The following is a 26,621-nucleotide window of genomic DNA, read 5'->3' as shown; positions in this document are numbered from 1 at the left end:
TATGGATAATACACTATACAAAAAATTGAAAATTGACAAATTCAACAAAATTATTTTAATAAATAAACCAAAGGAAATTACTCCCTTTGATGGAATGGATGAAATTTCACATTTTGATTTGGAAAATGTTGATAATAAAATTGAAATCTCGGATTTAATAATTTCCTATGTATACAACTTGGAAGCAATGAAAAATGTAATAATGAAAATAAAAAACAAAAGTATTCTCAATAAAAATGGTCAAATATATTTAATATATCCAAAAAACAAAAATAAATTGAATCACGACCCGATTGGAAGAGATAGCATATTTCCTTATTTAGAGGTAGATGAAGATTCTGGTTTTGTCAAAAATACAGAATATAAATTTAATAAGATGGTGGCTTTAGATGAAAACTATACTCTAATTGGTCTAAAATATGATTCAAAAATCACAAAAAAATCAAAAAATTTACCTTCTCAAAGAGTGGATGATTATGTTGATTTTGTGGATAAAATAGAAGAATTTTTGAGAGAGTATCCTTTGCAACTTGAATTTTATAAATCATTAGCTCCGGGATACAAAAAAGATTGGGCTAGGTATATTTTCTCTGCAAGAACTGAAGTAACAATAGAAAAAAGAAAGAATGAAATGGTGAAGATACTTAGTGAGGGCTTCAAAACAAAGCAATTATATTTAAGTAAGAAAAAAGATAAATAAAAAAAATATATTATTAAATTCATAATATATTTTTTTAGGAGGTGTAATTATGAGTGGAATTTTGGAACACAAGTGTCCGGCTTGTGGGGCATCGGTTGTATTTGATGCAAAAAAACAGAAGGTTTCTTGTCCGTATTGTGGTACGGAATTTGAAGTTGACGAATTCGCTGATAAGTCTGAGGAATTTAAAAATGATGCAGTAACTTATGGTGAAGATGGCGGAAAATCATTGAATGATGATACTTCTCGGAGTGGTGCTGGGAGTATGTTTGATAATGGCAGTCGTGATGAGGGGGCATTTGGAGACTATACAGATGAATCAGATGGCGATAAATATATAGACAAGGAATTTGATTTGTATACTTGTAATTCCTGTGCAGCTGAGCTACTTTGTGATGAAAATACTGTTGCAACAAAATGTCCGTATTGTGATAGTGAAATTGTGTTTACGGGGAGAGTATCTAACCAGTTAAAGCCGGATTTTATCATCCCTTTTAAAATAGACAAAAAGGCAGCTAAAAAGGCTTTGGTTGAACATTACAAAAACAAAATACTTTTACCAAAAGTATTTAAGGACGAAAACCATATTGATGAAATAAAAGGTATCTATGTACCCTATTGGATTTACGATTATGGCGTTCAAGGGAGTGCAGTATTCGATGCTGAAATAGTTAGTTATTATTCCGATTCTGAGTACGATTATATAAAAACAGATTTTTATGATGTCGTAACAGAGGGAAGGTGTGTCTTTGATTCAATACCGGCGGACGGTTCATCCAAATTAGACGATACATTGATGGAATCGATAGAGCCTTTTAATTACGATGATAAGGTCGACTTCCAATCGATTTATCTTTCTGGATTTTTGTCAGATAAATATGATGTAAGTAGTGATGAAGTGGAATCGACTGTCAAGTTTAGAGCTGAAAACTCGCTTTTGGATGAATTGAGAAATTCAGTCGTAGGATATGATTCAGTTTCTCCAAAATATCATAATATCGAGGTTACTGATAAAAATTTAAAGTATGCTATGATGCCAGTGTGGATACTAAATACCACTTGGAATAAAAATAAATATATTTTTGCGATGAATGGTCAAACTGGAAAATTTGTTGGAGATCTTCCAATAGACAAAAAGAAGCTTTCTATCATTTCAATAATTTCATTCATCATTTTTTTTATAATTGGTGCATTGATTTTTTTGAGATAAGGGGGAGTGTATATGAGAGAATTTATTAGTGACAACGCTTATACAAGATTAGTTAAAAAAATTGCAACTCTGGCTATGTTGATAGTAATGCTATTGCCAATGGCTGTTTTTGCAGAAGAAGATTATTCACAAGGGAGTTCAGAACTGGCATCCAAGCCACGGGTGTTTGACAAAGCCGATGTTATGGGTAGTGAAGTCAAGGGCAAATTGGAGAAAATATCCAATGATGCGAAGAAAAAGTACGGAGCTGATGTCATATTTGTTGCAGTGAATACGCTAAATGATAGAAGTGCAACAGAATATGCGGATGATTTTTTCTATAAGAACGGATATGGCGAGGATAATGATAGAAATGGATTGGTATTTTTGATAGCTGTCGAGGATAGAAAATGGGCTATATCTACAAATGGAAAAACGATCGATGCATTTACGGATGCTGGTCAAGCTTATATTATGGATAATGTATTACCTTATTTAAAAGATGATGATTTTTCTGGTGCATTTTCAAAATTTGGTGATTATGTAATTGATTTTTATGAAAAGTACACTCAAGGTAAACCTTATGATAAATCGACCCTGCCAAGAAAGAAGAGAAATATTCTATTGAGCATTGCATACACTCTTGGTGTGGCTATAGTTCCAACTGGGTTGATAGCATTTTGCTTAATACAACAAATGAAATCTGTAAGAAAGCAGACAACAGCATCAAACTATTTGAAAAGGGACCAAAGCAATGCTAGAGTAGTAAGTGAGAACTATATTAGATCAGGCTTGGTTAGAAATAGAAGAATGGATGATGAAGACGGAGGTAGTAGCACTCATGGAAATTCATCAGGAGGAATAAGTGGAGGTAGCTCGGGTAGTTTTTAAAGGTTATAGAAAATATGATTAGATTAGATATTAACACAGGAGGTAAAATATGGGATTAATTAAAGCTGGAATCGGTGCAGTATCAGGAACTTTGGCGGATCAATGGAAAGAGTTTTTTTATTGTGATTCAATGAATTCGGAAACACTAGTTGTAAGGGGTGCAAAGCAAACAACTTCAAGATCATCAAATAAACATGGAAATGATAATATTATTTCCAACGGAAGTGGAATAGCTGTAGCAGATGGTCAATGTATGATTATAGTTGAGCAGGGGAAAATAGTAGAAATGTCCGCAGAGCCAGGTAATTTTACATTTGATAGCTCGACTGAGCCTAGTATTTTTTCTGGAAATTTGGAAGACAGTGTAAGAAACACTTTCTCAACTATGATTTCAAGGTTTGGTTTTGGCGGAGATACTGGTAAAGATCAGAGAGTTTACTATATCAATACGAAGGAAATAGTAGATAATAAATATGGAACTCCAAATCCTGTTCCATTCAGAGTGGTTGATAAAAATATAGGTTTGGACGTCGATATATCAATTAGATGTAATGGTGTTTATTCATATAAAATAGTAGATCCATTACTTTTCTACACGAACGTAGTTGGAAATGTTGGTGAAGCATTCGAAAGAGACCAAATAGATGCTCAATTAAAGAGTGAATTGTTGACTGCTTTACAACCGGCATTTTCAAAGATTTCAGATATGGGAATTAGGTATAGCTCTCTACCTGGACATACAGTAGAGTTGGCTGATGCATTAAATGAAGTTTTAAGCAAAAAGTGGACAGAGCTTAGAGGTATAAAAATAGTTTCTTTTGGAGTTAACTCTGTGGTTGCAAGCAAAGAAGATGAAGATATGATAAAGACTCTTCAGAGAACTGCAGTAATGAAGGACCCTACTATGGCAGCAGCTACACTGACTACTGCTCAGGCTGATGCAATGAGGGCTGCAGCATCAAATCAGGGTGGCGCTATGACAGGATTTATGGGACTTGGTATGGCTCAAAATGCTGGTGGAATCAACGCACAGGATTTGTATGGAATGGGTCAAGCTCAGCAACAGAAACAAATGGAACAAAATTCTCAAGCTCATGTGAATAGTGTGGGATCAGATTTTTGGCTATGTTCATGTGGAAATAATGCTACAGGTAAATTCTGTACAGAATGTGGAGCAAAGAGACAGGATATTGGATGGACTTGTGCGAAGTGTGGAGCTTCAAATACAGGAAAATTCTGTTCAGAATGTGGAGATAAAAAGCCAGAAGCTGGAAATTTTGAATGTAAAAACTGCGGATGGAAGGTAGAAAATTCAGAGTCTGCTCCGAAATTTTGCCCAGAATGTGGAACTCCGATGAAGTAACCTACAAAAAATGTAGAACTCAAATGAAGTAATCTATAAAAATAGATTTTCAAAAAGTATTTGAAAAAATAGGCTTTTAAATTATAATATGCAAAAATACAGATACTAATATACATAAGAAATACATATGAAGTGTAATTTAAACGCTTAGATTTAAAATTTCGAATACGATTCACATAGAAATAAGTTAATATATGCTTTAAAAAGACGATTTTTGATTTAAAATAATAATTCATTTTTTATTATTTATTCCAACAATCGTCTTTTGAATTATTATTAACATTATTTAATATAAAAAAAATAAATATATTTTTATTTGATAATTAAGTACTAATCACGATTTAATCAGAATTATATGAGAAAAATGGTAAAAAATATCTCCATATTGAATCTTTAATAATTTATAGATTAGTAAGAATATAATAATTTTTTGAACTTCACATTAAATTCACACCAAAGTAATAATATATCAGTGTGAATTATTTTTTAATCATATTTTTGATATTTTTTTAATTTTCAACAGCAAATTACTAATAATTATCAAAAATGGTTAATATTTTTAAGGAGGCTTTTGGTATGAAGACAATTTTGGAGGTAAATTCGTTTATCGGTAATATCGTTTGGGGTTGGCCTATGCTTATTTTACTGTTAGGTACAGGATTACTTCTTGGTATCAAAACAAAATTTATTGTATTGTCAAAATTCGGATATGTTATGAAAAGCACTTTTCTTAACATATTTAAAAAAGGATCTGATGGGGATGGAGAGGTTACTGCTTTTCAGGCGGTTTCTACAGCTTTGGCAGCCACAGTAGGTACTGGTAATATTGCTGGTGTTGCATTGGCAATATCTGTTGGAGGTCCTGGTGCAGTATTTTGGATGTGGTTATCGGCATTATTGGGAATGTCCACAAAATTTTCTGAAGTTATTCTGTCAGTTACTTACAGAGTTAAAGATGATAAGGGATCTTTTTCCGGTGGTCCTATGTACTACATTGAAAGAGGTCTGGGAAATAAAACTTTGGCGAAATTGTTTGCACTTTTTGGAGCATTGGCTTCATTTGGTATAGGAAATATGACTCAGTCGAACTCAATTGCACAAGTAACAAATGCTAGTTTTGGAGTTGATTCAAGAGTTGTTGGAATCATATTGGCAGTGTTGACAGGAATAGTTATTTTAGGTGGAATAAAAAGAATTGGTTCAGTTACTGAAAAATTGGTTCCATTTATGGCATTATTTTATATAGTAGGGGCATTGGCAATAATTATAATGAATATAGGACAAATTCCAAACGCATTTGGATTGATATTTGGATCTGCATTTACAGGTCATGCTGCAGCAGGTGGATTTGCAGGTTCAACTTTGATGATGGCAATGAGAAATGGTATTGCGAGAGGTGTGTTTACCAATGAGGCAGGTCTTGGTAGTGCTCCTATAGCTCATGCCGCTGCAACTACTGATCATCCAGTTAGACAAGGTATGTGGGGAGTATTCGAAGTATTTATGGATACAATTGTAATATGTACGATGACTGCTCTTGTAGTGTTAGTGACTGGAGTATGGAATTCAGGTCTTCAAGGCGCTGCCCTTACATCATCTGCATTCAAAGCTGGCTTTAATGGTGGGCAATACATAGTAACTATCGGCTTGGCGTTATTTGCATTCTCAACCATACTGGGATGGTCATACTATGGGGAAAAATGTACTCAATACATCTTTGGCAAAGAAGCAGTAAAATTCTATAGAATAGTTTATATTCCTTTAGTATTTGTTGGTTCGGTTGGTGGATTGCAGGCAATCTGGAGCATATCTGATACTCTAAATGGATTGATGGCTATTCCGAACTTAGTAGGCTTGGTATTACTTTCTAAAGTTGTCATAACGATGGTGCAAGACTTCTTTAAAGACCCTGATAGAATAAGACAATCTGAAGCTGAGTATATTTCTGCTCTTCCTGAAAGATATAGACCACAAAAATAATTTTTTATAAAGGTGAATTTGAAATGGTCGTGAAAATCTGAAAAAATTATGGTTTTTTCGGATTATTAAAAGATGTTAGGAGATTTTCAAATTTTATAATTTACAAATAAAAAAATGGCCATCAAAAATGCTGCTATCAATGTTATTGTTAGCGGTATTTTTGTTTGTATAGGGTATAATAGATTTATGGAGGTGAATTGTATGAAAGCCAAAAAAGATACAACAGAAAGTGCTGAAATAGTTGAGAGAATGGAGTTCGTAATTGATAAGCTAGAAAGAGACGAGCTGATAACAATATTAAGAAAAAGATTTATGGAGAATTCACAAAGACACAAAGATATTGCATGGTCAGAAATTGAGATTAGATTAAACCAGAATGAGGATAATATAAGAGTACTTTCCAATATGGAAATTACTGGGGGAGAGCCTGATGTTATTGGATACGACAAAGAAAGTGATAAATATATCTTCTGTGACTGCTCAAAGGAGAGTCCAAGTGGTAGAAGAAGCTTGTGTTATGATGCTCAGGCATGGGAGTCTAGAAAAAAGAATAAACCACGTAACGATGCAATAACAATGGCTGAATTTCTTGGAATAAAAATGCTTTCTGAAGACGAGTATAGGCAACTTCAGAAGACAGGTGACTATGATTATAAGAGTTCTAGTTGGATTTTAACCCCAAAAGGTATTAGAGAACTAGGTGGATCACTTTTTGGCGATAAAAGGTATGATACGGTATTTATTTATCACAATGGAGCTGAATCATATTATGCAAGCAGAGGCTTTAGAGGGATTTATTTGGTTTAGCGATTATAATATTGGTTTACGGAGGACAATTAAATGAATAAATCAAGATATACATGGGGTGTCATCGGATGTGGTACAATAGCAAATGAATTTGCTGTAGCAATGCAGAAATGTGGAAATAATATATATGGAGTGTACAATAGAACATCGGAGAGTGCAAAAAAATTTGCCGAAAAATATAATATTGATAGAGTTTACAACAATGAAATTGAGTTGCTTAACGATGAAAAGATAGAGGTAGTTTACATTTCTACTCCACATAATAAGCATATAGAATATATAAGGAACGCACTGAAAAATGGAAAACATGTACTTTGTGAAAAGGCAATTACACTTAATTCGAATGAATTATCAGAAGCGATTGAAATAGCGAAGTCGAAAAATTTGATATTGGCAGAGGCTATGACCATTTATCATATGCCTTTGTATCAGAAGCTAGAGGAATTGATAAATACTGGAAATCTTGGAAAGCTAAGTTTAATTCAGGCAAACTTCGGTAGCTTTAAAGAATACGATATGAAAAATAGGTTTTTCAGTATGGATACTGCAGGAGGTGCATTACTTGATATTGGTGTGTATGCACTTTCGCTAACTCGAAATTTTATGGACTTTTCAAATATTGAGATGAAATCATTTGTAAAGAAAGCTGAATCTGGAGTGGATGAAAATGCTAGTATAATTTTGAAGAATGATAAGGATGAACTGGCAAATATTACTATTTCCCTACATTCAAAGCAACCTAAAAGGGTGGTGATTGTTTTTGAAAAAGGATATATAGAGATATATGATTATCCTAGAAGTGATAAGGCAACAATAACATATACAGAGGACTCTTCCATAGAAAAAATTGAGCTTGGTAATTCAGAATATGCTTTGAAGTATGAAATAGAGAATATGGAAATGTCGATAAAAAATTCAAAAAATATGATGAAATTAGACCATACTTTTGATGTTATGAAGATAATGACAGACCTTAGAAAAGAATGGGGATTATATTATCCGGAAGAGCAGTAGTGTCAATTGTTTACTAAATATTATAGGTTAAAGATCATATATTTCTAGAACTCTCAGAAATTCGCCATACTGCATACAGTCAAGTTTTTCTAAAATATCTTGAGATATAAGGATATCAAACATTTCTTTATCTGATATATTTAATGCACATGAAAGAACAGTTATGGAAATATCTTTTTCTATGACTGTTTTTCTTATGTAGTTATCTATTGAGTTGTCATCTTCATCTGTAATATAGTCGTATAAGTTATATTTCATGTCTTTTCTCCAATAAAAAAATTATATACTCTGATATTACGACAGTTTTGACAATAATTCAAGAATAATTTGTTTTATATTTGCAACTAAAGTTGCTATTATATATTTTTTCATATGAAAGAGCCGATATCTACTTTGAATTAAATTTATAAAAATAGAAACCCGTAAGACTAGGTTTGCAAGTTTCCTACGGGTTTTGTTATATTTTATTCCAAATTATAATTAATTTTATTACATATCAATACGCATCAATATATATCAATATGCATCAATATATCTTATTATATTCTAATTTAATTACTTTAAAAGGGATTCTCCAACTTTATAAATTGGACCAGCACCACAAGTTATTATCAAATCATCATCTTCTAGGTTTTCCCTAAGATAGCTTTCGATTTCTTCAAAAGTAGGGATATATGTCACGTCCACATTGTTGTGGTAGAGTTTTTCAACCAAATCCTTAGAGCTAATATCTCCAGGATTTTTTTCTCTGGCTGCATAGATATCCGTAATAATTACCTTATCAGCCGAATAAAATGCCTCTGCAAATTCCTTTAGCAATGCCTTTGTTCGTGAATAAGTATGAGGTTGGAACACAACCCACAGCTTATTTTTCTTTAAAGTTTTAGCCGCAGATAAAGTAGCCTTCACTTCTGTTGGATGGTGGGCATAATCGTCAACTACCAAAGTGTTTTTGAAATATCCCTTTTTTTCAAATCTTCTGCCAACACCATTGTATTCTTTGATTGCTTTCTTTATTACATCAACCTCAATATTTGATACAATAGATGCAATAATGGCTGCAGTTGCATTGTAAACGTTGTGAAGACCATATACTGATAAATCAAAAGTACCTAAATTTACTCCTTTGTAGTTCAGATTGAACATTGCAAAGCCGTCCTCATCATATCTTATCTCAGAGATTATTGCGTCATTATCGTCTTTTTGTCCAAATTTTATTATTGTAGCACCTACATCATACATGATATCCTTTGTGTTTTCGTTATCTCCATTGACTATGAAATATCCATCTTCTGGAAGTAATTTTCCAAATTTATTAAAAGAAGCCTTTATTTCCTCTATTCCTGAAAAATAGTCTAGATGGTCCTCTTCAATGTTTAACACAATGGAAATAAATGGATTGAAATTTAAAAAACTATCCACATATTCACAAGCCTCAGTTATGAAGTTTTCAGATGATCCAATTCTAACATTTCCACCTATTGTGCTAAGATTACCACCAACAAGGATAGTCGGGTCCTTTTCAGCATAATTAAAAATTGTCGAAAGCATACTAGTAGTTGTGGTTTTTCCGTGAGTACCTGAAACTGCAATAGAATTTTTGTACTCTCTCATTATCTGACCCAGAAAAGCTGCCCTATTTATCATTAGAATGTTTTTTTCCTTTGCAGCTAAAAATTCCTCATTTTCATTAGATATTGCGGCGGTATAAACAACAAGATTTATATCGTCTGTGATATTTTCTTTTTTCTGGCCGATTGTTATCTTAGCTCCCAAGCTTCTTAAATTATCAACTAGGTATGACTCCTGCATATCAGATCCAGATACATTATAGCCTTTGTTGATACATATTTCAGCCAATGCACTCATATTAATTCCACCAATTCCAATAAAATGTATATTCATATACTATCCACCTCTCATATTATTTTATGCGAATTAAAAAGCAAAATAAAATTTGAAAAATTCGCTAAAAAGTATACAATATGAACGTTTAATATGTTATAATTAATAAATGTTCAGAAATGTTTTGATTGATATGTTTGCCTGATACATTTGATCGTTATATCAAATGGGCATTCAGCCAAAAAACAAGTTTTCTGAAACACAAAACAAAGAATAATATTAAATCGTTTACAGAATATATTATAACATAAAGAACAGATCTTTGTTTATTTTTATAGAAAGAAAAATAATTAATTTAAATAATATCAAAAAAAGAATTAACAATTTATGTATTTATTGGGAAATATTGGGAGGAGAAATGAATAAATTTAAGCGTAATGAAAGAATAGGAGCTATTGTAAAAATACTATCGGATAATCCAAATAAGATTTTCACACTTAGCTTTTTTACATCACAGTTCAATGCTGCAAAATCAACCATCAGTGAGGATTTAATAGTGGTAAAGAATGTATTTGAAAAGTTGCAATTGGGAAGGGTTGTTACCATTTCAGGTGCAGCAGGAGGAGTTAAGTATATTCCAAAGACATCAAAAGAAGAGAATGAGGAATTTCTGTGTCAATTGTGTGACAGGATAAAAGAAGAAGGAAGAATATTATCTGGTGGCTTTTTATATTTGATTGACTTAATTTACGATCCAAATGTAGTATACAAAATTGGCGAGATATTTGCTTCAAATATAGATTATTCAGAGGTAGATTGTGTGGTTACTATGGAAACAAAAGGTATTCCAATGGCACTTATGACTGCAAAAGCAATGAATCTACCATTGGTTATAATAAGAAAAAACACAAAAGTTTCTGAAGGTCCTACAATAAGTATGACATACGTTACGGGATCATCCTCTAAGATAGAGACGATGAGTCTGCCAAGTAAAGCTTTAAAAGCAGGTAGTAAGGTTATAATAATCGATGACTTTATGCGTGGAGGCGGAACTATAAAGGGTATGACAGAGCTGATGAAGGAGTTTGAAGCAGAGGTTGTGGGAACTGGAGTGTTTATTTCTACAATGAAGCCAGAAAACAAATTAGTGTCAAACTATATTTCACTTCTTGAATTGGATACAGATGGTGATAAGATTATTGTTCATCCAAATTTAAAGACTTTTAATCACGAGTATAGAGATTAATATATTTAAAAAATTCTAATAGATTTAGAGGCTAATGTTAAGAGGAAAAAAGCATATTATTATTCAACGAGTAATATAATAAGTAGTACTATTAATATACTAACACTAATACCATTAATATTATTATGACCAATTGGTAAGCGTAAATGGTGAATTGAGAATATATAGAGGCGATTATATGAAAAAAGTATCTAAAAACGAACTGATTGAAATGTTGGCAAATAGGAAGAATTGCGCAAAAGATCTCTACTTTTTTAATGAGATTATTATTGAAGATGAAGACTTATCCGATATGGATTTGAGTGGAATTGATTTTTCTTGGTCAGATTTCAAAAACGTTAATTTCGAAAGATGTAATATGTCCAAAACCATATTCAACCATTCAAAATTCACAGATTCAAATCTAAAAGAAGCTAGGCTAGATTTTGCTAGCCTTTTTGGCGTGGATTTAAGAGGCTGTAATATGGAAAATACATATTGTGATGGTGTTGATTTTACTGAGGCATTACTGGTAGGAGCAAAGTTGGATGGATTGAAATACACCGAAAATACAATACATTTTGATATACATTGCCCGAAGAAAGGTTATTTTTTCGGATATAAAAAATGCTTCAATGACAGAATGGTAAAGCTGTTGATTCCAAAGGATGCGAAGCGATGCTCATCGACCACTACAGCTTGTAGATGTGATAAGGCGAAGGTGGTTGAAATCACAGATATTGAGCGGAAAATATGCTTTGATGAAGCCGTATCTTTTGTAGATGAGAACTTTATTTATAGGCTTGGAGAGATGGTATATGCAGATTCTTATCATGAAGATAGGTGGTTGGATTCTTCTCATGGGATTCATTTTTGGATGACCTTTGAGGAGGCTTTGGGATATATGTAAAATTGAGAAATTAGTTCGTGTGAAATCAGGAGGAAAATTGATTTGATAGAGTGTTTACTAGTAGGATTGGGAGGTTTTCTTGGTTCTGTATTAAGATACTTAATAGGTTTGATGTATGTAAATACAGACAGTGGATTTCCTCTAAAGACATTTATCATAAATATTTTGGGTGCATTTATCATTGGTGCTTTGTCTTCGATTGCAATAAAGTATAATGTGAATTCAAAAGCAATTCTATTTCTTAAAGTTGGATTATGTGGAGGATTTACCACTTTTTCGACATTTGCACTTGAAACACAGGAATTGTTGAAAAATGATAGGGTTGGAGTTGCCATTATTTATGTGACATTGAGTGTGGTTATCGGCGTGACGGCAGTAGTATTGGGAGAAAATCTATTTAAAAACTTGTAAATTATGCCACTGTGATAAACTTAATAAAATTAAATTTAAATAAGTTAACAGTTTATAAAATTAATATGATTAGAAATTTAAAAAATTAATTAAAAATAGTAAAAATGGGCGTTATTCCGTAAAAAATATAGAAATATATAGGAATAACGCTTCTTTTTTAATCAAAAAGAATAAAATGATAAATATTATTAAAAACAATATTAAAGAATTTTAAAGGTTTTATTAAAAATACAAAAGACTTTATAAAACCTATAGACTTTTTAAAAAACCCCTTATATAATGATTTATGTCAAAAGAAATAAAGGTATTTGCAAAATATAATAAAGTGAATACGAGAAAACAGTATAGAAAAGAGGGGTTAAAAAAATGAAGAGATTAAGCAAGAGGGATAATGTGAGTAGCATCTTGAAGAGAAGAGCTACAACAATAATGATGGCTGCAACAGTTATAGGAGCTGTTGGGTTAAGTAGTACTTTAGTAAGTGCAGATAGTGGAGAGGATTTGTCATTGAAGGGAACTGAAATCACTATTGGTAATGGAAAAGCAACAGTTTCTGATAGTGGAAGTAATGGTAACTATGGGATAAGTACTGAAAGCCAAAATGGTAATACTTCAAGAACTAGAAATAATAATTTTGGAGTAGAATTAGGAAGTGGAGAAAAAATAAATAGAGAAACTGTAGAAAAAGAATCTCTAGATAAGGAACCAAGAAATGATGAGTTTAAGGTTGAACATAGTCCAGCTTCACCATTTATAACAATGGAAAATAGAACTAATAAGCCAGGTAGCGAAAAGGAAAATAAGGATGATGTAGTTAAAGAAACAATAAAAGAAGAAAAGAGAGATTTGTTTACAAAGAATGATAGATCCTATATCATAGGGGAAAAAATAAATAGATTCGGAAGTAGAACTGAAAGAGTAAGAACTATAGTAGAAAGAATTGAGAGAACTATAGTGGAAAGAATAATAGAAGACAACCCACTATTAGGAGGAATAACTGGAGGATTACCAGGACTAAAAGGAGAAACAAACCAGCCAGGAGAAAGAGGACTTGGAGGAATAACTGGAGGATTACCAGGACTAAAAGGAGAAACAAACCAGCCAGGAGAAAGAGGACTTGGAGGAATAACTGGAGGATTACCAGGATTAAAAGGAGAAACAAACCAGCCAGGAGAAAGAGGACTTGGAGGAATAACTGGAAGATTACCAGGATTAAAAGGAGAAACAAACCAGGCAGGAGAAAAAGGACTTGGAGGAATAACTGGAAGATTACCAGGATTAAAAGGAGAAACAAACCAGCCAGGAGAAAGAGGACTTGGAGGAATAACTGGAGGATTACCAGGACTAAAGGGAGAAACAAACCAGGCAGGAGAAAGAGGACTTGGAGGAATAACTGGAGGATTACCAGGACTAAAGGGAGAAACAAACCAGGCAGGAGAAAAAGGACTTGGAGGAATAACTGGAAGATTACCAGGATTAAAAGGAGAAACAAACCAGGCAGGAGAAAGAGGACTTGGAGGAAAAAATAATGGACTTGAGGGAATTGAAGGTGGAAATTCAGGAAATAATGAAATAAACAATAACTCCACAAAAAATAACTATCCTAGAGGTGGTTGGGATTTAGAAAGTATCAAACCTCTTATCGAAAGAGATTCTGATGAATATAGATCAATATACGAAAAAAGAAACCACTGCAGAAGAATATGCGATCCATGCAGAAGACAAAATCCAAGAATTATATTTTTATCAATGAATAGTGGAAGAAGATGCCTTCCAAGAATGAGTCACACTAGACCTTCATTTGGGATTAATGGGTTTCTAGGAAGTATTATGCTATATTTATCTGCAAAAGTTAGATAGTAAAAGGTTGCAATTTACTAATAAAAGATTCAGACAATCCTAAACAATAAGAAAATACCACAGTGGGTATAATCTATTTGATAATTCCCACACATCAATAATTCACAATACAAATTATACTTACATTTACATAAAATAGATAGAACATCGAGGTTATTCTTCCAAATGGTGGTTTGAAATCCTCGATGTTTTACTATTATTGAGATATCAAAAACTTTCATTTTTAACATCTGAAAAATGAAAAAAATATAAATAAAAACGTATAAAAAACATAGATAAAAATAATAAATATTAATTTATTATAAAGTATTTATTAATAATGCGTAAGACTTTCTAAAATGTATGGACTTTTTCAAAAAGGCTTTATATAATGATAAATATCAATAGCAAAAAGGGTAATTGCAAAAGATAATAAGGTATATCAAAAAAAGTCATAGAAAGAGGGGTTAAATGAAATGAAGAAACTAAGTAAGAATGATAAGATTTCGAGGATATTAAAGGGAAGCGTTATGACTATTATGTTAGCCACAGCTATCGTTGGTGCTGTAGGGATGGGCAGCAATGCCAAAGCTGAAAACAACGGTGTTGTAGCAACTGAAATAGAGGGCAAGGTAGATAATGGCGGTTCTTTTAAAATCGAAGGTGATAACATAGAGATAGATCAATATGGAATAAAAGGTGGCATTAAAATAGAAAATGGCAATAAAAATTCCAATGTGAATGTGTGGAAATTAAAAAAACTTGAAGCTCCGACTGGAAAAGGTAATTATATGAAAAAAGGTGGAGATGAAAAAATAGTTGGCGAATCTTTCTATAGTGATGGAGAAAATGGTTTCTTGAATAGTGGTATAAATGATAAACAGGGAGAAGTATATTTAAAACCATCTGGAGGACCTGTTAGTTTTAAAAATGATAACGATTTTATTAATAATGAATCTATAGATAGACCTCAAAGTATGGATAAAAATGAGATTATCAAGGTAGAAAAAAGCAAAGCAGAAGGCTTCCGTACAATGGAAAACAACAGTGGTGGTGTTATATTTATAAAATAGGCTGTTTTTGAAAGCAAATTGTTGAATTTCGTAAACAAAAAAAGTAATATAATTAAATAATATAGATGTTATTGTTGGACGGTATAGAATATTACCTGTAAAAAAATAGAAAGGGGTTTTTTAAAATGAACAACAAAAATTTAGATTTTAAGAGGAAAGTAAAGAAAAATGCCTTGGTTTTTATGATGGCGACTACTGTAGTTGGTGGAATGGGAGTATCTAATATTGTAAAAGCCGAATATTCTGGAAATGGAAGTCAATACAACAGGACAGACTATAGATATGATTTCGACAAGGATTCTGTGGTAATAAAAGGAGAGTCAATCGATATATTAAACGGAAAATTAAGATTAAAGAATCCTGAAAAACCGGAATACAAAGATTATGTAGATAATTTTAATAAAAAAATCGAAGAGAGAATTAAATATTTACAGGATACCGGTAGAGATGAAATTAGAAGAAGGTTAAGATATGCAAAAAATAGTGAGGATGTATTAGAAATATTCAAAAATGGTATGAAAGGGCGTATCGATGCTGATACAAAAAAGCTTATTGAAGATGTAATCACAAACAAAAATAATCCAAATTTTTATGCCAATGTTCAGACGATAATTGATAAAATTTCGATAGAGCAAGGGGATTTGACATGGGATAAATTGGAGGATACTCCGACTCCAATAAGATAATTCAAGGAAAACTTTATATATCAAAATCGGCTCTTTGTGGTTACTTAAAACATTAGATACTGCCTCTAATTTTTGAAAGGTAATATCTCAGGAGTCGATTTTTCTTTTTTGTGGCTACAGTTTCTATTGGAAACTATTTCAAGAAAATTGCTCATATCATGGTATTACCTCGTCAAATTTGCCTATAATATTTTGAGCCTGACTTATCAAAGTATACAGGCGAATATTTTTGTCGAAAGCGGTGATATTGTGAATAAAATTTCTGATTTTATATTAAGACATGAACTATCTATGTTAGAGGGAGATGAATTTATTGATAATTATTCTTTGGAGCAATATGAGGTAAGAGAGTCGTCAAATTCAAGCATTTGTGATTTTTCCGATATACATATAAAAGAAAATGGATTTATTTATTGTAGAATTCATGGAGAAATTGAAAAAACAGATTGTTTTGTCGATAAAGAAGATATAAAGGATTTCTTTGAAAAAATTGGCAGGAAATCTATTTTTGACAGTATCGATAAGGTGAATGAGTTGGATTTTGCATTTGAACTTGGAAAATACAGATATAGGGGAAATCTGTTTTTGACATGTGGACGATTTGGCATAGTATTAAGAAAAATTCATGGTAGAATAAAATCAATTGACGAGCTGAAACTTCCACCTATATTAAAAAAAATGTGCAAATTTAAAAGTGGGTTAGTTTTGATAACAGGACCCACAGGATCCGGGAAAAGTACGACTCTGGCAGCCATGGTTGAACAGATAAATCTTACACTAAAAAAACATATTATTATGATTGAAGATCCTATTGAGTTTGTTTTTTCTAATAAAAAATCAATCATAAGTCAAAGAGAGATAGGAGAGGATTCATCATGCTTTAGCCAGGCTCTTAAATCTTCATTAAGACAAGATCCTGATGTTATAGTAATTGGAGAAATTAGAGACAGAGAAAGTCTGAATATTGCGATGCGAGCGGCTGAAACAGGTCATCTATGTATTTGTACGCTTCACACATTGGGAGTCGTTGCAACTATAGAGAGAATTATGGACTTGTACGATTCGAGGGAAAAAGAAATTGCAAGAACACAACTTTCTTTGGTTTTAAAGGGAATCGTTTCGCAACAGCTAATAAAAATAGAAGATGGAAAGAAAAGCTCGAGATTAGATGTAAGGCTTGGTAGAATAGGGGTTTTTGAGGTAATGCTTAATGATAAATCCTCTTCTAATATGATAAGAGAGGGTCGACTTAGCCAATTGTCAAATTATATTTTGACCAATGGATCAAAGGGTATGACGACAATGGATAATTATTTAATCAAGCTCTATGAAGAAAAGAAAATATCAATGGAGTCGGTTTTGTCAAATTGTATTGATGATAAGCTGATTAAAAATAGATATAATATTCATCAATTGTAGAAGAGGTGTTAATTGCATGGAAATTACGACTTCTACCATATTGGGTATGGAATATTTTTCGATAACATCAATACTTTTTGTGATTTATATATACAAAAAAATGTGCCTTAGAGGCTATACATTGACGTTAAATCAAAAGGTAAGCTTGTTTATTTTGTTAAATATGTCTGTTTTTGCGTCTGTCGTTTACATGGATGATATTTTGTCCTTATATAGGCTGGTATTTTTTATTCCTTTCGCAATCTTGATAACATTAATTGATGCATTCGAAAAAAATGTGTACGATGAAGACATTATTAGTGCTATAATAATAGAGATGGCGATAATTATATTTAATAGATTTTCGGATGTGGAGTATTTTATTTCGATTTTTAGTGGAATGTCCACTCTTTTTGTGATTACGTCAATACTATATTTGGCTTCAAAATCGATTGGGATGGGTGATGTGCTGTATTTTATACTTGTCGGTAGCTTTTTCGACATTAAAGAAGCAGTCATTGTGTTTTTCCTGTCTTTTGTAATTGCAGCTATTTATTGTATTCCGAAACTTGTTAAAAATGATTGCGGAGATGGAATGATTTCATTCACTCCGTTTATTTCTATTGCAGCTATCGTAATAATTTCGATTTAGGAAGGATTAAGAAAATATGTATATAATTATAGGGCTTGGAAATTCGGGTAAAAAGTATGAACATACAAGGCATAACGCTGGATTTGATGCTATAGATTTTTTGTCAAAAAGACATAATATCAGTGTTACAAAGATAAAACACAAATCATTGATCGGTGAAGGTAGAATCGGAGCTGAAAAGGTTGTTCTCATAAAACCTCAAACATATATGAATTTGAGTGGAGAGGCTGTTTTGAGTGCTGTCCAATTCTATAAGGTCGATATTGAAAATGTGATTGTGTTGTATGATGATATAGATTTGGATATTGGAAAACTAAGAATAAGAAAAAAAGGGAGTGCAGGATCTCATAACGGTATGAAATCAATAATTAAGTGCTTGGGAAGACAGGATTTTCCTAGGATAAGGATTGGTGTTTCAAAGCCAGAAGAAGGAAGGGATTTGGCAGATTTTGTTTTGTCTAGAGTTCCTAAAGATAAACAGATGGATATGGATTCTGTAATTGAAAAGGCTGCGGATACGATTGATGAGATAATCAATTCTGATATAGACAAGGCTATGAATATTTACAATGGTTAGGGTGTGATAAGAGTGGAAGATGTTTTGGTTGATCCTTTAAAAAATAGCAAAAAATACATGGAATTTATCGAATCATTGGATGATGTGGGAAATGTTCAAGTCAATGGGCTAGTTCCAGCTTCAAAATCTCATTTTGTGTACTCCATCTTTAAAAACACAAATAAACCGATTTTGTATGTTGCCAATACAGAGTATGAAGCAAAAAATATTTTCGATGAGCTAAACGTTTATTTAAAGGGAAAGATTGATTTTTTATCGTCGAATGATATTCTTTTTTATAGTCTTGATGCCAGAGATAGAAAGGCAGATGCTAGAAAATTAAAAACATATATGAGTATGTTGAATGGTGACAAAATCATTGTAGTAACATATGTTGAAGCAGTTTCTAGAAAGTATATACCTAAGAAAATGTTAACTGATAATATATTCAGTTTGAGAGAAGGTCAATCTGTAAATATAGAAGAATTGATGAAAAAATTGGTATATTTAGGATATAAGCGTGTTTCAAAGGTTGAGGGGTTTGGACAATTTAGCGTGAGGGGTGGAATTTTCGATGTTTTCACATTAAATTATGATTTTCCTATTAGAATGGAGTTTTTTGATGATGAGATTGATTCTATTAGACAGTTTGATGTTTTTTCTCAAAAATCCATAGAAAAGATGAAATCCCTAAAAATAACGCCTTCAAGAGATTTTATTTATCCAGAAGACGTGTCTGAAGCAGTAGAAAAGCTGCGAAAAGAGTTCACTGATTTGACTGATTCAGACGTATATAGAAATGCTGAAAAAATTGAGAATAAAGAATACTTCGACGGCGTGGAAAATTACATAGACTATCTTTATGAGGGTCAAGATGAAAGTATTTTTGAGTATTTAACTGATGATTCTATTATTTTTATTGATGATATCAATAGGTTTAGAGAAAGAACTAAAAATATATTATCTGAGTTCAGAGAAAACTATACCTTGAATCTAGAAAGAGGCTTGGCTGTGAAATCTCAAGGAAAGCTGATGTACTCGCTTGATGATATATTCTATTATGCAGGTGAAAGAAAGGTGATATTTAATTCACTTTTATCGAAGCAAAATAGCGGATTAAATATCAAGTATTCATTCGACACAGACAGCAGAGAATTGCCAAGCTATGGTGGAAGAATTGACTACTTTGTAGAGGAATTAAAAAGGCTGAGACATTCTGGGTACAAGATGATTATTGCCACTGGAAGCACTGATAGAGCAAAAAAACTCACATCTATACTTAATGAAAATGGAATTGAAGCTATCTTTTCAAGTACGAAGAAGATGGAAATTAAGACATCTCAAATTGTTGTTGTCAGCTCTAATATTCGTCAAGGCTTCCAGTATACGAATGTAAAATTTCAGATTATCACTGATAAAGAAATAATTGGTGTGAATAAATCTGGAACAAAGAAGAAAAAGAAAAAAGAAAATGCGAAAAAGATTGAATCATTCCTTGAGTTAAAAATTGGTGACTATGTTGTACACGAAAACAGTGGTATTGGTAAATACACTGGAATTGAACAGTTGAGCGTAAACAACATCAAAAAAGATTATTTGAAGGTTGTTTACCAAGGTGGCGACAATTTGTATGTGCCGATCGACCAAATGGACAAGATTCAGAAATATATCGGTAGTGATGTCGAGAAAGTTAAGCTCAATAAGCTTGGAAGCCATGAGTGGACAAAGGCGAAGACAAAGGTTAAAAAGCAAATTGATGATATGACCAAGGAATTGGTCGAACTATATGCCAAAAGGGAAAATCGTAAAGGATACAAGTTTTCCAAGGATACAGTTTGGCAAAAGGAATTTGAAGATAAATTTCCATTTCAGGAGACTGATGACCAGCTAAAAGCAATCAAGGAAACCAAAAAGGATATGGAATCGTCAAGAGTTATGGATAGATTGGTTTGTGGAGATGTTGGTTATGGAAAGACTGAAATAGCCATACGTTCTGCATTTAAAGCCGTCATGGATGGAAAGCAAGTTGCAATTTTGGTTCCTACTACAATATTGGCACAGCAGCACTTTAACACATTTTCAGAAAGATTTGAAGAATATCCAATAAGAGTTGAGGTTTTGAGTAGATTTAGAACACCAAAACAACAGAAAGATATAATTGAGGATGCCAACAAGGGGCTTGTAGATGTTCTGATAGGCACACATAGATTAGTTTCGAAGGATTTGGATATGCCAAAGCTAGGCTTGGTCGTTATTGATGAAGAACAGAGATTTGGTGTTAGGCACAAGGAAACTCTCAAAAAGATAAAGGAGAATGTCGATGTGTTGACCTTGTCTGCAACTCCGATACCAAGGACACTGCATATGTCATTGAGTGGTATTCGTGATATGAGTATTTTGGAGGAGCCACCGTTGGAAAGATACCCTGTAATGACATATGTTACAGAAGCGAAGGACAGTATTATCCAAGATGAAATTCATAGAGAACTGGCAAGAGGTGGGCAGGTATTCTTTGTATATAATAGAGTTGAAGGAATTGAGGAATTGGCTTCGAGAATAAGAAGGCTTGTTCCTGATGCGAAGGTTGGGGTTGCCCATGGAAGAATGTCATCAAATCAGCTTGAAAATACAATACTGTCATTCTTGTCAAAGGAGTTTGATGTATTAGTGTGCACTACGATAATTGAAACTGGTATGGATATAGCGAATGCCAATACAATGATTATTTATGATGCCGATAAAATGGGTCTTTCACAATTATATCAGTTGAGAGGTAGAGTAGGTAGAAGTACAAGGCAGGGTTATGCGTACTTGATGTACGAAAAAAATAAGGTTTTGAGTGAGGTTTCAGAAAAAAGATTAAAAGCCATCAAAGAATTTACTGAATTTGGATCAGGATTTAAGATTGCTATGAGAGATTTGGAAATCAGAGGGGCTGGAGATGTTTTGGGATCGCAACAGCATGGACATATGGCTGTTATTGGTTATGAACTATATGTTAAAATGCTAAATGATGCAATTTCAAAAATCAAGGGAGAAGATATTGAGGAAAAAGTCGATGTTGAAATTGACCTTAATGTTAGTGCCTATATTCCTTCAACATACATTGAAGATGAAATTGTGAAATTGGAGATGTATAAAAAAATTGCTGCAATCGATTCAAAGGAAGATATGTATGATGTTCAGGAGGAACTGGAGGATAGGTTCTCTGATATTCCAAAGGAAACACAGACTTTATTAAATATCGCATATATCAAATCTCTATGTAAGAGATTGAAAATAGAAAAAGTAAAGCAGGCAAAGAATATTATCTTTCTAAATCCGCTAACAAAATACGAAACAAAAGAAATAATGGGTAATGAAATTGTATCAGAGTTAGAAGCCATATTAGAAGGATTATATAATAAACAAAAAAATAAATAAATTACAGGAGGAAAGTAAGTGAAAAAATTATTATCAGTAGTAACAGCCGTTGCAATTGGATTTGCATCAGTTGCTTGTTCAAGTACAAAAGACGCTGTTGCATTAGTAGATGGAAAGCCTATAACTAAGCAGGAGTTTGAAGAAAATCTAAAATTCAACAAATGGGCAATGGAACAGCAATATGGAGATAAGGTATGGGAGCAGGTTGAAAAGCAAAACCCAGATTTCCAAAATTCAATTAAAGCAAATGTACTTAACCAGATGGTTCAAAGTAGAATTGTTTTAAATTATGCTGAAAAAAATAACATAAAGGCAGACGAAGCTCAGTTGAAGCAATTCAATGATAACTTGAAAAAAACTTTAGCAGACAAGACAAAAAAAGCGTCATTTGACAAGGATGGTTTGACTGAAGAGGCACTAAAGAAATATGGAGAGCAGGCTGCAATAATGACAGCATTTAGTAATTATGTTGCTAAAAAAGCTGAGCCAACAGAAACAGAACTAAAAGAATACTATGAAAAGAACAAAGAAAAAGTAGATGCATCTCATATACTTCTTTCGACTACTGATGCTAGTGGAAAACCTATGACAGAAGAGAAAAAGGCAGAGGTTAAGAAGAAAGCAGATGAATTATACAACCAGTTGAAAAATGGTGCTGATTTTGCAAAGCTAGCAAAGGCAAATTCAGCAGATCCAGGATCAGCTCAAAATGGTGGAAGTCTTGGAGAATTTGGTAAGGGTAAAATGGTAAAAGAATTTGAAGACGTGGCATTTTCTCTAAAGGAAGGCGAAATTTCAAAGCCAGTAGCATCTCAATACGGTTACCATATAATCAAAGTGAACAAAAAAGTGACTTCAAAGTATAATGATGTCAAGGATGAACTTAAGTCAGAATTGACACAGACAAAGGCACAAGAATTAATAAAGAAGATTCAGGAAAGCTCTACAGTAGAAAAATATGAAGATAAGATAAAAGATATTAAGTTTGTAGAAGTGAAGAAATCAACTACTAGTGATGACAAATCTACAACTGATTCTAAATCAACTGACAGCAAATCAACTGACAGTAAGTCAACTGATAGCAGTACAACTGAAAAGAAATCTGAAGATAAATAATAAAATAAAAACGAAATCACATTTGTGTTGATTTTGATGAAAAGGACTCGCATATTCTAATGGCAAGAAATACGGATATTGTGAGTTCTTTTTTTATGCTTTTATGTTGTTATAATTTTTGTGGAAAATAAAGGTAGAACGTTTTCTATATTGTAAATATTTGGAAGTTGAATAGTTAGGAAAATGTGGCTAGATTTTTAAGAAAATCTTTATTATTAAAGAAATTATTAAGATAAGTTTAAGAATGGATTAATAAAGCGTAAGGTTCTCTTAAATCGCTTGACTTTAATTTAGTTTACTATTACTCTAGTATAAGATAATAATGGTAACGAAATAATTTAATGATTTTTTAAATTGAAATGCAAATGTAATTATGATTTTGAAGTGGGGTAATGATTATGACTAGAAAGGAAAGAAAGAGCAACGAGAGCAGATTAAGTAACAATATTAAGAGAACTGCAACAACTGTAATAATAACAGCAGCGGTAGTAGGAAGCATTGGAATTACAAACTCAGTGAGAGCGGAAGAAAAAGATGTTAATATTACAAGTAGTAATAGTGTAGATACAACAACTATGAGTGGTGGTTCTACAAGTGTGGGTGAAAGTAGTTCTGTAAGTACAAGTCCGATAAGTACAAATTCGATTACTGTAAGCTCACTTTCGAGAAATAAGGAAGAAAGTCCGAAACCAGAGGCGCTTACTAGCAATACTGGTTCAGAAAGTAATTCAGCGACAACAGAAGATAATAGCTCAGATAAGTTAAGTATTCAAGGGAATACTTTTGATTCAAGAAATCCATTGAGTAATGGTGGTGTAACAATAAATAGTGATAAAGAGACAGATAAGATAAAACTTGAACCTTTGAAAGAAAAGATGACAGGTGAAAAGATTAATGACAGCGAAGAAAAGAAAAAACTAATAGATGATGCTTTGAAAAAGTTAGAAGAACTAAAGGACTTGCCAGAGGAAAAAAGAAAAACTGTTAAAACTAATATTGAAGGTGATGGAGTCGGAACAATTAGCTTGGAAAAACTTAAAAACAATCTAAATTCGATATTAGAATTAGCAAAACAACAAGATGAATCAGCTAGAAAAGAAAAAAAAGAAAAACTAATAGATGATGCTTTGAAAAAGTTAGAAGAACTTAAGGATTTGCCAGAGGAAAAAAGACAAGCTGTTAAAGACAATATTGAAGGAGATAAAGTGGGAAAAATTAATTTGGAAGACCTTGAAAGAAATCTGAATTCAATATTAGAAAAAGCAAAACAACAAGATGAATTGGCAAGAAAAGAAAAAGAAAAGAATAATAATCCTAAGTCTAATAAAGAAATGGAAAATGAAAAATCTGATGAATCTGCACCAGAAGAACGAGGTAAATACTGGAAAAATAGGATGGAAATCAAAGAAAAAATAAGCAAGGTAAGAAATAATAGAGATGAAGTTTCTAATATCCTTAGAGATAGAATAGATGGGCTTGATGAAACAACTAAGAACAACATTATTAAATTGTTAATTAGCGGTATTGATTATCTTTCTGAAGCTGATTATGATAAAACAGTTAGAGAGCTGTTAGATGGACTTTCAGTTGATAAGGATGGTCCTTTCTCATGGGATGGAATTAAAAATAATCCTCAGAGTCCAATGGTAGAACCAGAAAAACCAAAAGATCCTGAAAAGCCAAGTAATCCAGAAGCACCAAAGAAAGATAAGGAAGATAAACCTCCTGTGAAACCAAAGGCAGAACCAAAATCGCCAAAGGAAAAGAAGCCGGAGGTAGAAAAGAAAATTGAAAAGAAGCCTGAAGCAAAAATGCCTGAGACAAATAAGCCAAAGGTAGAAAAGAAACCAGAAGCAAAAATGCCAAAGGAAAATAAGCCAAAAATAGAGGAAAAGAAAAATGAAAAGCCAAAGGTAATGGCACCAAATGCTAATAAAGATAGTCTAAAGCCTAGAGTTATAGAACCAAAGTCTGACAGCAAGGAAAAGACAGAAAACAAGAAACCTGAAAATAACAATCCTGAGATGAAGAAACCTGAAATGAAGTCTCCTCAAAAGGATGATATGAACAAAAAAGGTGACTCAAACAAGAATAAAATGAATGAAGCACCAAAGAAGGAAAATAATAAAAACAGAATGTCGGACAAGACGAACGAAGCACCAAAGAATATTAAAAAGAAGATGCTTCCTCAGATGGGTATTCAACATTCAATTGCTACGTCATTAATGGGATTGAGTAGTTTAGTGGGAGCAGCTCTTATACTATTCAAGAAAAATGATAAATAAGCGTAAAATACACAAAGATAAAATAATATTAATTTAACAGAAGAAAAAAGCTTTAGGATAATTCCTATGGCTTTTTTCGTATATAATTCTTTACGATACAAATGATATCGTGTTATACTGTAATTAGTGTATTTGAATAAGAATAGGTGGTGTTTTATGACACGATTTAAGAGAGCTATTGATATAATTTGTTATTTAATAATAATATTGACAATACTGCTTTTGAATGTAGTTTCATTTGATACAGTTTATGGCGTGATTTATGAGAGTTTTCCAACGTTAAGTGAGTATTTATATGGAATTGTAACGGTTTTATCAGTGATTTCATTAATTTTTATAATTGTGAAAATGATGAGTTCCATAAAAAAGAAACAATTGGCAAAGTTTATTCAACTGAATGATGGCGATACATCTCTTGAAGTATCGGTTGATGCTGTGAAAAACGTCGTGCAAGGAGCTGTAGGTTCACATGACGAGGTTTTCCAAGTAGATTCTACAATAGAATTGAAAACAAAGGATGGAAAGCAAAATATATATGTCACTGTAAATTGCGGTATAGATAAAAATTTGCTTGTCGACGTTAATCTTGGGGAGTTTTGTAGTGTATTGCAGGACGATGTAAACAATGAGCTGGAAAGCTTTCTTGGAATAGCAGTCGATGAGGTAAATATAAAGGTTTTTGAGGTTGAAAACAAAGCTGAAAATGGCATTGATAATAAAGGTAGGAGTAGGACTATAAATTAAGGGGGTGAAAATATTGTTTGATGAAAACTATCATATTGTTGATTTTGACGAATCGTCCAAGCCGACTTTCAAGAGTAAGGTGATTTTTGAAAACAGTAACACTTCCTTTGACAATAAGGATACTATAGAGAATCCGAATGATTTAGATGATGAGTATTTTGAGGAAGTATACAGAAAAATTGATAGAGATGATGTAGATTTCGATTCTGGCTATAGCACTGATTTTGGAGAAGAAAGCTTTAGAAACAATTCTAATAGAAAGAAATATGATAAGGATGATATTTCAGATTGGGTGATTGACGAGTTTGTAATGAAGTCATACGGAGGAAAACCAAACACCTTTAAGTGGACATTTATAGGAATTATTTTTTCAATATTGATATTGTTGATTGGTTTTAAGAAATCTTTACTTATTTTTGTAGTCGTTCTAGCTTCAAATATTGTCGGTCAATATTTTGACGGAAATTCGAGATTGATGAGATTAATAGAAATTGTGGTGAGAAAGTTTAGGTAG

The 26,621-nt window shown here is 32.4% G+C and carries 23 protein-coding genes; 21 read left to right on the top strand and 2 right to left on the bottom strand.

Annotated features, from left to right (window positions below; genetic code table 11):
* Position 1 precedes the first annotated feature (1 nt).
* The 7 genes from FYJ71_RS05940 (at position 2) to FYJ71_RS05910 (ending at position 7,944) form a co-directional block, all read left to right on the top strand.
* Positions 2-700 (top strand): YdeI/OmpD-associated family protein, encoded by a 699-nt coding sequence (locus tag FYJ71_RS05940; protein ID WP_154537893.1) that lies wholly within the window; start codon positions 2-4, stop codon positions 698-700.
* A 49-nt stretch (positions 701-749) separates the two neighbouring features.
* The gene (locus tag FYJ71_RS05935) at positions 750-1,910 is read left to right on the top strand and encodes a hypothetical protein (RefSeq protein ID WP_154537892.1); all 1,161 of its coding nucleotides are present in this window, start codon (positions 750-752) and stop codon (positions 1,908-1,910) included.
* A gap of 12 nt (positions 1,911-1,922) precedes the next feature.
* Positions 1,923-2,780 carry a TPM domain-containing protein gene (locus tag FYJ71_RS05930; protein WP_154537891.1) on the top strand — a complete coding sequence of 286 codons (858 nt, stop codon included), beginning with the start codon at positions 1,923-1,925 and terminating at the stop codon, positions 2,778-2,780.
* A gap of 49 nt (positions 2,781-2,829) precedes the next feature.
* Positions 2,830-4,143: an SPFH domain-containing protein gene (locus FYJ71_RS05925; protein WP_154537890.1), complete on the top strand. Its 1,314-nt coding sequence runs from the start codon at positions 2,830-2,832 to the stop codon at positions 4,141-4,143.
* Between the two features lie 576 nt (positions 4,144-4,719).
* Positions 4,720-6,123 (top strand): alanine/glycine:cation symporter family protein, encoded by a 1,404-nt coding sequence (locus FYJ71_RS05920; protein WP_154537889.1) that lies wholly within the window; start codon positions 4,720-4,722, stop codon positions 6,121-6,123.
* 201 nt (positions 6,124-6,324) lie between these two features.
* Positions 6,325-6,930, top strand: coding sequence for a DUF4256 domain-containing protein (locus tag FYJ71_RS05915; protein WP_154537888.1), 606 nt, complete (start codon positions 6,325-6,327; stop codon positions 6,928-6,930).
* Between the two features lie 33 nt (positions 6,931-6,963).
* Positions 6,964-7,944 (top strand): Gfo/Idh/MocA family protein, encoded by a 981-nt coding sequence (locus FYJ71_RS05910; RefSeq protein ID WP_154537887.1) that lies wholly within the window; start codon positions 6,964-6,966, stop codon positions 7,942-7,944.
* Positions 7,945-7,971: 27 nt separating this feature from the next.
* Here FYJ71_RS05910 and FYJ71_RS05905 read toward each other — a convergent pair whose 3' ends face one another.
* Positions 7,972-8,202: a hypothetical protein gene (locus FYJ71_RS05905; RefSeq protein WP_154537886.1), complete on the bottom strand. Its 231-nt coding sequence runs from the start codon at positions 8,200-8,202 to the stop codon at positions 7,972-7,974.
* Positions 8,203-8,499: 297 nt separating this feature from the next.
* Positions 8,500-9,849: a UDP-N-acetylmuramate--L-alanine ligase gene (murC, locus tag FYJ71_RS05900; RefSeq protein WP_154537885.1), complete on the bottom strand. Its 1,350-nt coding sequence runs from the start codon at positions 9,847-9,849 to the stop codon at positions 8,500-8,502.
* 358 nt (positions 9,850-10,207) lie between these two features.
* On the opposite strand from murC, the gene purR reads away from it, so the two are divergent.
* The 14 genes from purR to FYJ71_RS05830 all read left to right on the top strand — a co-directional run bounded on the left by purR (position 10,208) and on the right by FYJ71_RS05830 (position 26,621).
* A complete protein-coding gene (purR, locus tag FYJ71_RS05895) occupies positions 10,208-11,035 on the top strand; it encodes a pur operon repressor (protein ID WP_154537884.1) in 828 nt (275 codons plus the stop codon).
* A gap of 178 nt (positions 11,036-11,213) precedes the next feature.
* The gene (locus FYJ71_RS05890; RefSeq protein ID WP_235899086.1) at positions 11,214-11,924 is read left to right on the top strand and encodes a pentapeptide repeat-containing protein; all 711 of its coding nucleotides are present in this window, start codon (positions 11,214-11,216) and stop codon (positions 11,922-11,924) included.
* A gap of 42 nt (positions 11,925-11,966) precedes the next feature.
* Positions 11,967-12,335: a fluoride efflux transporter CrcB gene (gene crcB, locus FYJ71_RS05885; protein WP_154537883.1), complete on the top strand. Its 369-nt coding sequence runs from the start codon at positions 11,967-11,969 to the stop codon at positions 12,333-12,335.
* Between the two features lie 366 nt (positions 12,336-12,701).
* Entirely contained in the window at positions 12,702-14,195 is a 1,494-nt protein-coding gene (locus FYJ71_RS05880) for a collagen-like domain-containing protein (RefSeq protein ID WP_154537882.1), read from the top strand.
* Between the two features lie 455 nt (positions 14,196-14,650).
* Positions 14,651-15,247: a hypothetical protein gene (locus FYJ71_RS05875; protein WP_154537881.1), complete on the top strand. Its 597-nt coding sequence runs from the start codon at positions 14,651-14,653 to the stop codon at positions 15,245-15,247.
* A 125-nt stretch (positions 15,248-15,372) separates the two neighbouring features.
* Positions 15,373-15,933: a hypothetical protein gene (locus FYJ71_RS05870; protein ID WP_154537880.1), complete on the top strand. Its 561-nt coding sequence runs from the start codon at positions 15,373-15,375 to the stop codon at positions 15,931-15,933.
* 249 nt (positions 15,934-16,182) lie between these two features.
* Positions 16,183-17,352 (top strand): type IV pilus twitching motility protein PilT, encoded by a 1,170-nt coding sequence (locus tag FYJ71_RS05865; RefSeq protein WP_154537879.1) that lies wholly within the window; start codon positions 16,183-16,185, stop codon positions 17,350-17,352.
* A 16-nt stretch (positions 17,353-17,368) separates the two neighbouring features.
* Positions 17,369-17,983, top strand: a complete 615-nt coding sequence (locus FYJ71_RS05860) for a prepilin peptidase (protein WP_154537878.1) — start codon at positions 17,369-17,371, stop codon at positions 17,981-17,983.
* Between the two features lie 16 nt (positions 17,984-17,999).
* Complete coding sequence (gene pth / locus FYJ71_RS05855) at positions 18,000-18,560, top strand: aminoacyl-tRNA hydrolase (RefSeq protein WP_154537877.1); 561 nt, start codon at positions 18,000-18,002, stop codon at positions 18,558-18,560.
* 12 nt (positions 18,561-18,572) lie between these two features.
* Positions 18,573-21,962, top strand: coding sequence for a transcription-repair coupling factor (mfd, locus tag FYJ71_RS05850; protein ID WP_321055985.1), 3,390 nt, complete (start codon positions 18,573-18,575; stop codon positions 21,960-21,962).
* Positions 21,963-21,980: 18 nt separating this feature from the next.
* The gene (locus FYJ71_RS10100) at positions 21,981-23,078 is read left to right on the top strand and encodes a peptidylprolyl isomerase (RefSeq protein ID WP_154537876.1); all 1,098 of its coding nucleotides are present in this window, start codon (positions 21,981-21,983) and stop codon (positions 23,076-23,078) included.
* Positions 23,079-23,476: 398 nt separating this feature from the next.
* Positions 23,477-25,363: a hypothetical protein gene (locus FYJ71_RS05840; protein ID WP_154537875.1), complete on the top strand. Its 1,887-nt coding sequence runs from the start codon at positions 23,477-23,479 to the stop codon at positions 25,361-25,363.
* 156 nt (positions 25,364-25,519) lie between these two features.
* The gene (gene amaP, locus FYJ71_RS05835) at positions 25,520-26,107 is read left to right on the top strand and encodes an alkaline shock response membrane anchor protein AmaP (RefSeq protein WP_154537874.1); all 588 of its coding nucleotides are present in this window, start codon (positions 25,520-25,522) and stop codon (positions 26,105-26,107) included.
* A gap of 13 nt (positions 26,108-26,120) precedes the next feature.
* Entirely contained in the window at positions 26,121-26,621 is a 501-nt protein-coding gene (locus FYJ71_RS05830) for a DUF2273 domain-containing protein (RefSeq protein ID WP_154537873.1), read from the top strand.

This window comes from Peptostreptococcus porci (assembly GCF_009695815.1).
Taxonomy (GTDB): domain Bacteria; phylum Bacillota; class Clostridia; order Peptostreptococcales; family Peptostreptococcaceae; genus Peptostreptococcus; species Peptostreptococcus porci.
This window is presented reverse-complemented; position numbering and strand designations above follow the sequence as displayed.

Bases quoted from the DNA above. Each gene is read 5' to 3' on its own strand.
- FYJ71_RS05940 (WP_154537893.1), top strand. From the start codon at position 2: ATGGATAATACACTATACAAAAAATTGAAAATTGACAAATTCAACAAA.
- FYJ71_RS05935 (WP_154537892.1), top strand. From the start codon at position 750: ATGAGTGGAATTTTGGAACACAAGTGTCCGGCTTGTGGGGCATCGGTT.
- FYJ71_RS05930 (WP_154537891.1), top strand. From the start codon at position 1,923: ATGAGAGAATTTATTAGTGACAACGCTTATACAAGATTAGTTAAAAAA.
- FYJ71_RS05925 (WP_154537890.1), top strand. From the start codon at position 2,830: ATGGGATTAATTAAAGCTGGAATCGGTGCAGTATCAGGAACTTTGGCG.
- FYJ71_RS05920 (WP_154537889.1), top strand. From the start codon at position 4,720: ATGAAGACAATTTTGGAGGTAAATTCGTTTATCGGTAATATCGTTTGG.
- FYJ71_RS05915 (WP_154537888.1), top strand. From the start codon at position 6,325: ATGAAAGCCAAAAAAGATACAACAGAAAGTGCTGAAATAGTTGAGAGA.
- FYJ71_RS05910 (WP_154537887.1), top strand. From the start codon at position 6,964: ATGAATAAATCAAGATATACATGGGGTGTCATCGGATGTGGTACAATA.
- FYJ71_RS05905 (WP_154537886.1), bottom strand. From the start codon at position 8,202: ATGAAATATAACTTATACGACTATATTACAGATGAAGATGACAACTCA.
- murC (WP_154537885.1), bottom strand. From the start codon at position 9,849: ATGAATATACATTTTATTGGAATTGGTGGAATTAATATGAGTGCATTG.
- purR (WP_154537884.1), top strand. From the start codon at position 10,208: ATGAATAAATTTAAGCGTAATGAAAGAATAGGAGCTATTGTAAAAATA.
- FYJ71_RS05890 (WP_235899086.1), top strand. From the start codon at position 11,214: ATGAAAAAAGTATCTAAAAACGAACTGATTGAAATGTTGGCAAATAGG.
- FYJ71_RS05880 (WP_154537882.1), top strand. From the start codon at position 12,702: ATGAAGAGATTAAGCAAGAGGGATAATGTGAGTAGCATCTTGAAGAGA.
- FYJ71_RS05875 (WP_154537881.1), top strand. From the start codon at position 14,651: ATGAAGAAACTAAGTAAGAATGATAAGATTTCGAGGATATTAAAGGGA.
- FYJ71_RS05870 (WP_154537880.1), top strand. From the start codon at position 15,373: ATGAACAACAAAAATTTAGATTTTAAGAGGAAAGTAAAGAAAAATGCC.
- FYJ71_RS05860 (WP_154537878.1), top strand. From the start codon at position 17,369: ATGGAAATTACGACTTCTACCATATTGGGTATGGAATATTTTTCGATA.
- pth (WP_154537877.1), top strand. From the start codon at position 18,000: ATGTATATAATTATAGGGCTTGGAAATTCGGGTAAAAAGTATGAACAT.
- FYJ71_RS05840 (WP_154537875.1), top strand. From the start codon at position 23,477: ATGACTAGAAAGGAAAGAAAGAGCAACGAGAGCAGATTAAGTAACAAT.
- amaP (WP_154537874.1), top strand. From the start codon at position 25,520: ATGACACGATTTAAGAGAGCTATTGATATAATTTGTTATTTAATAATA.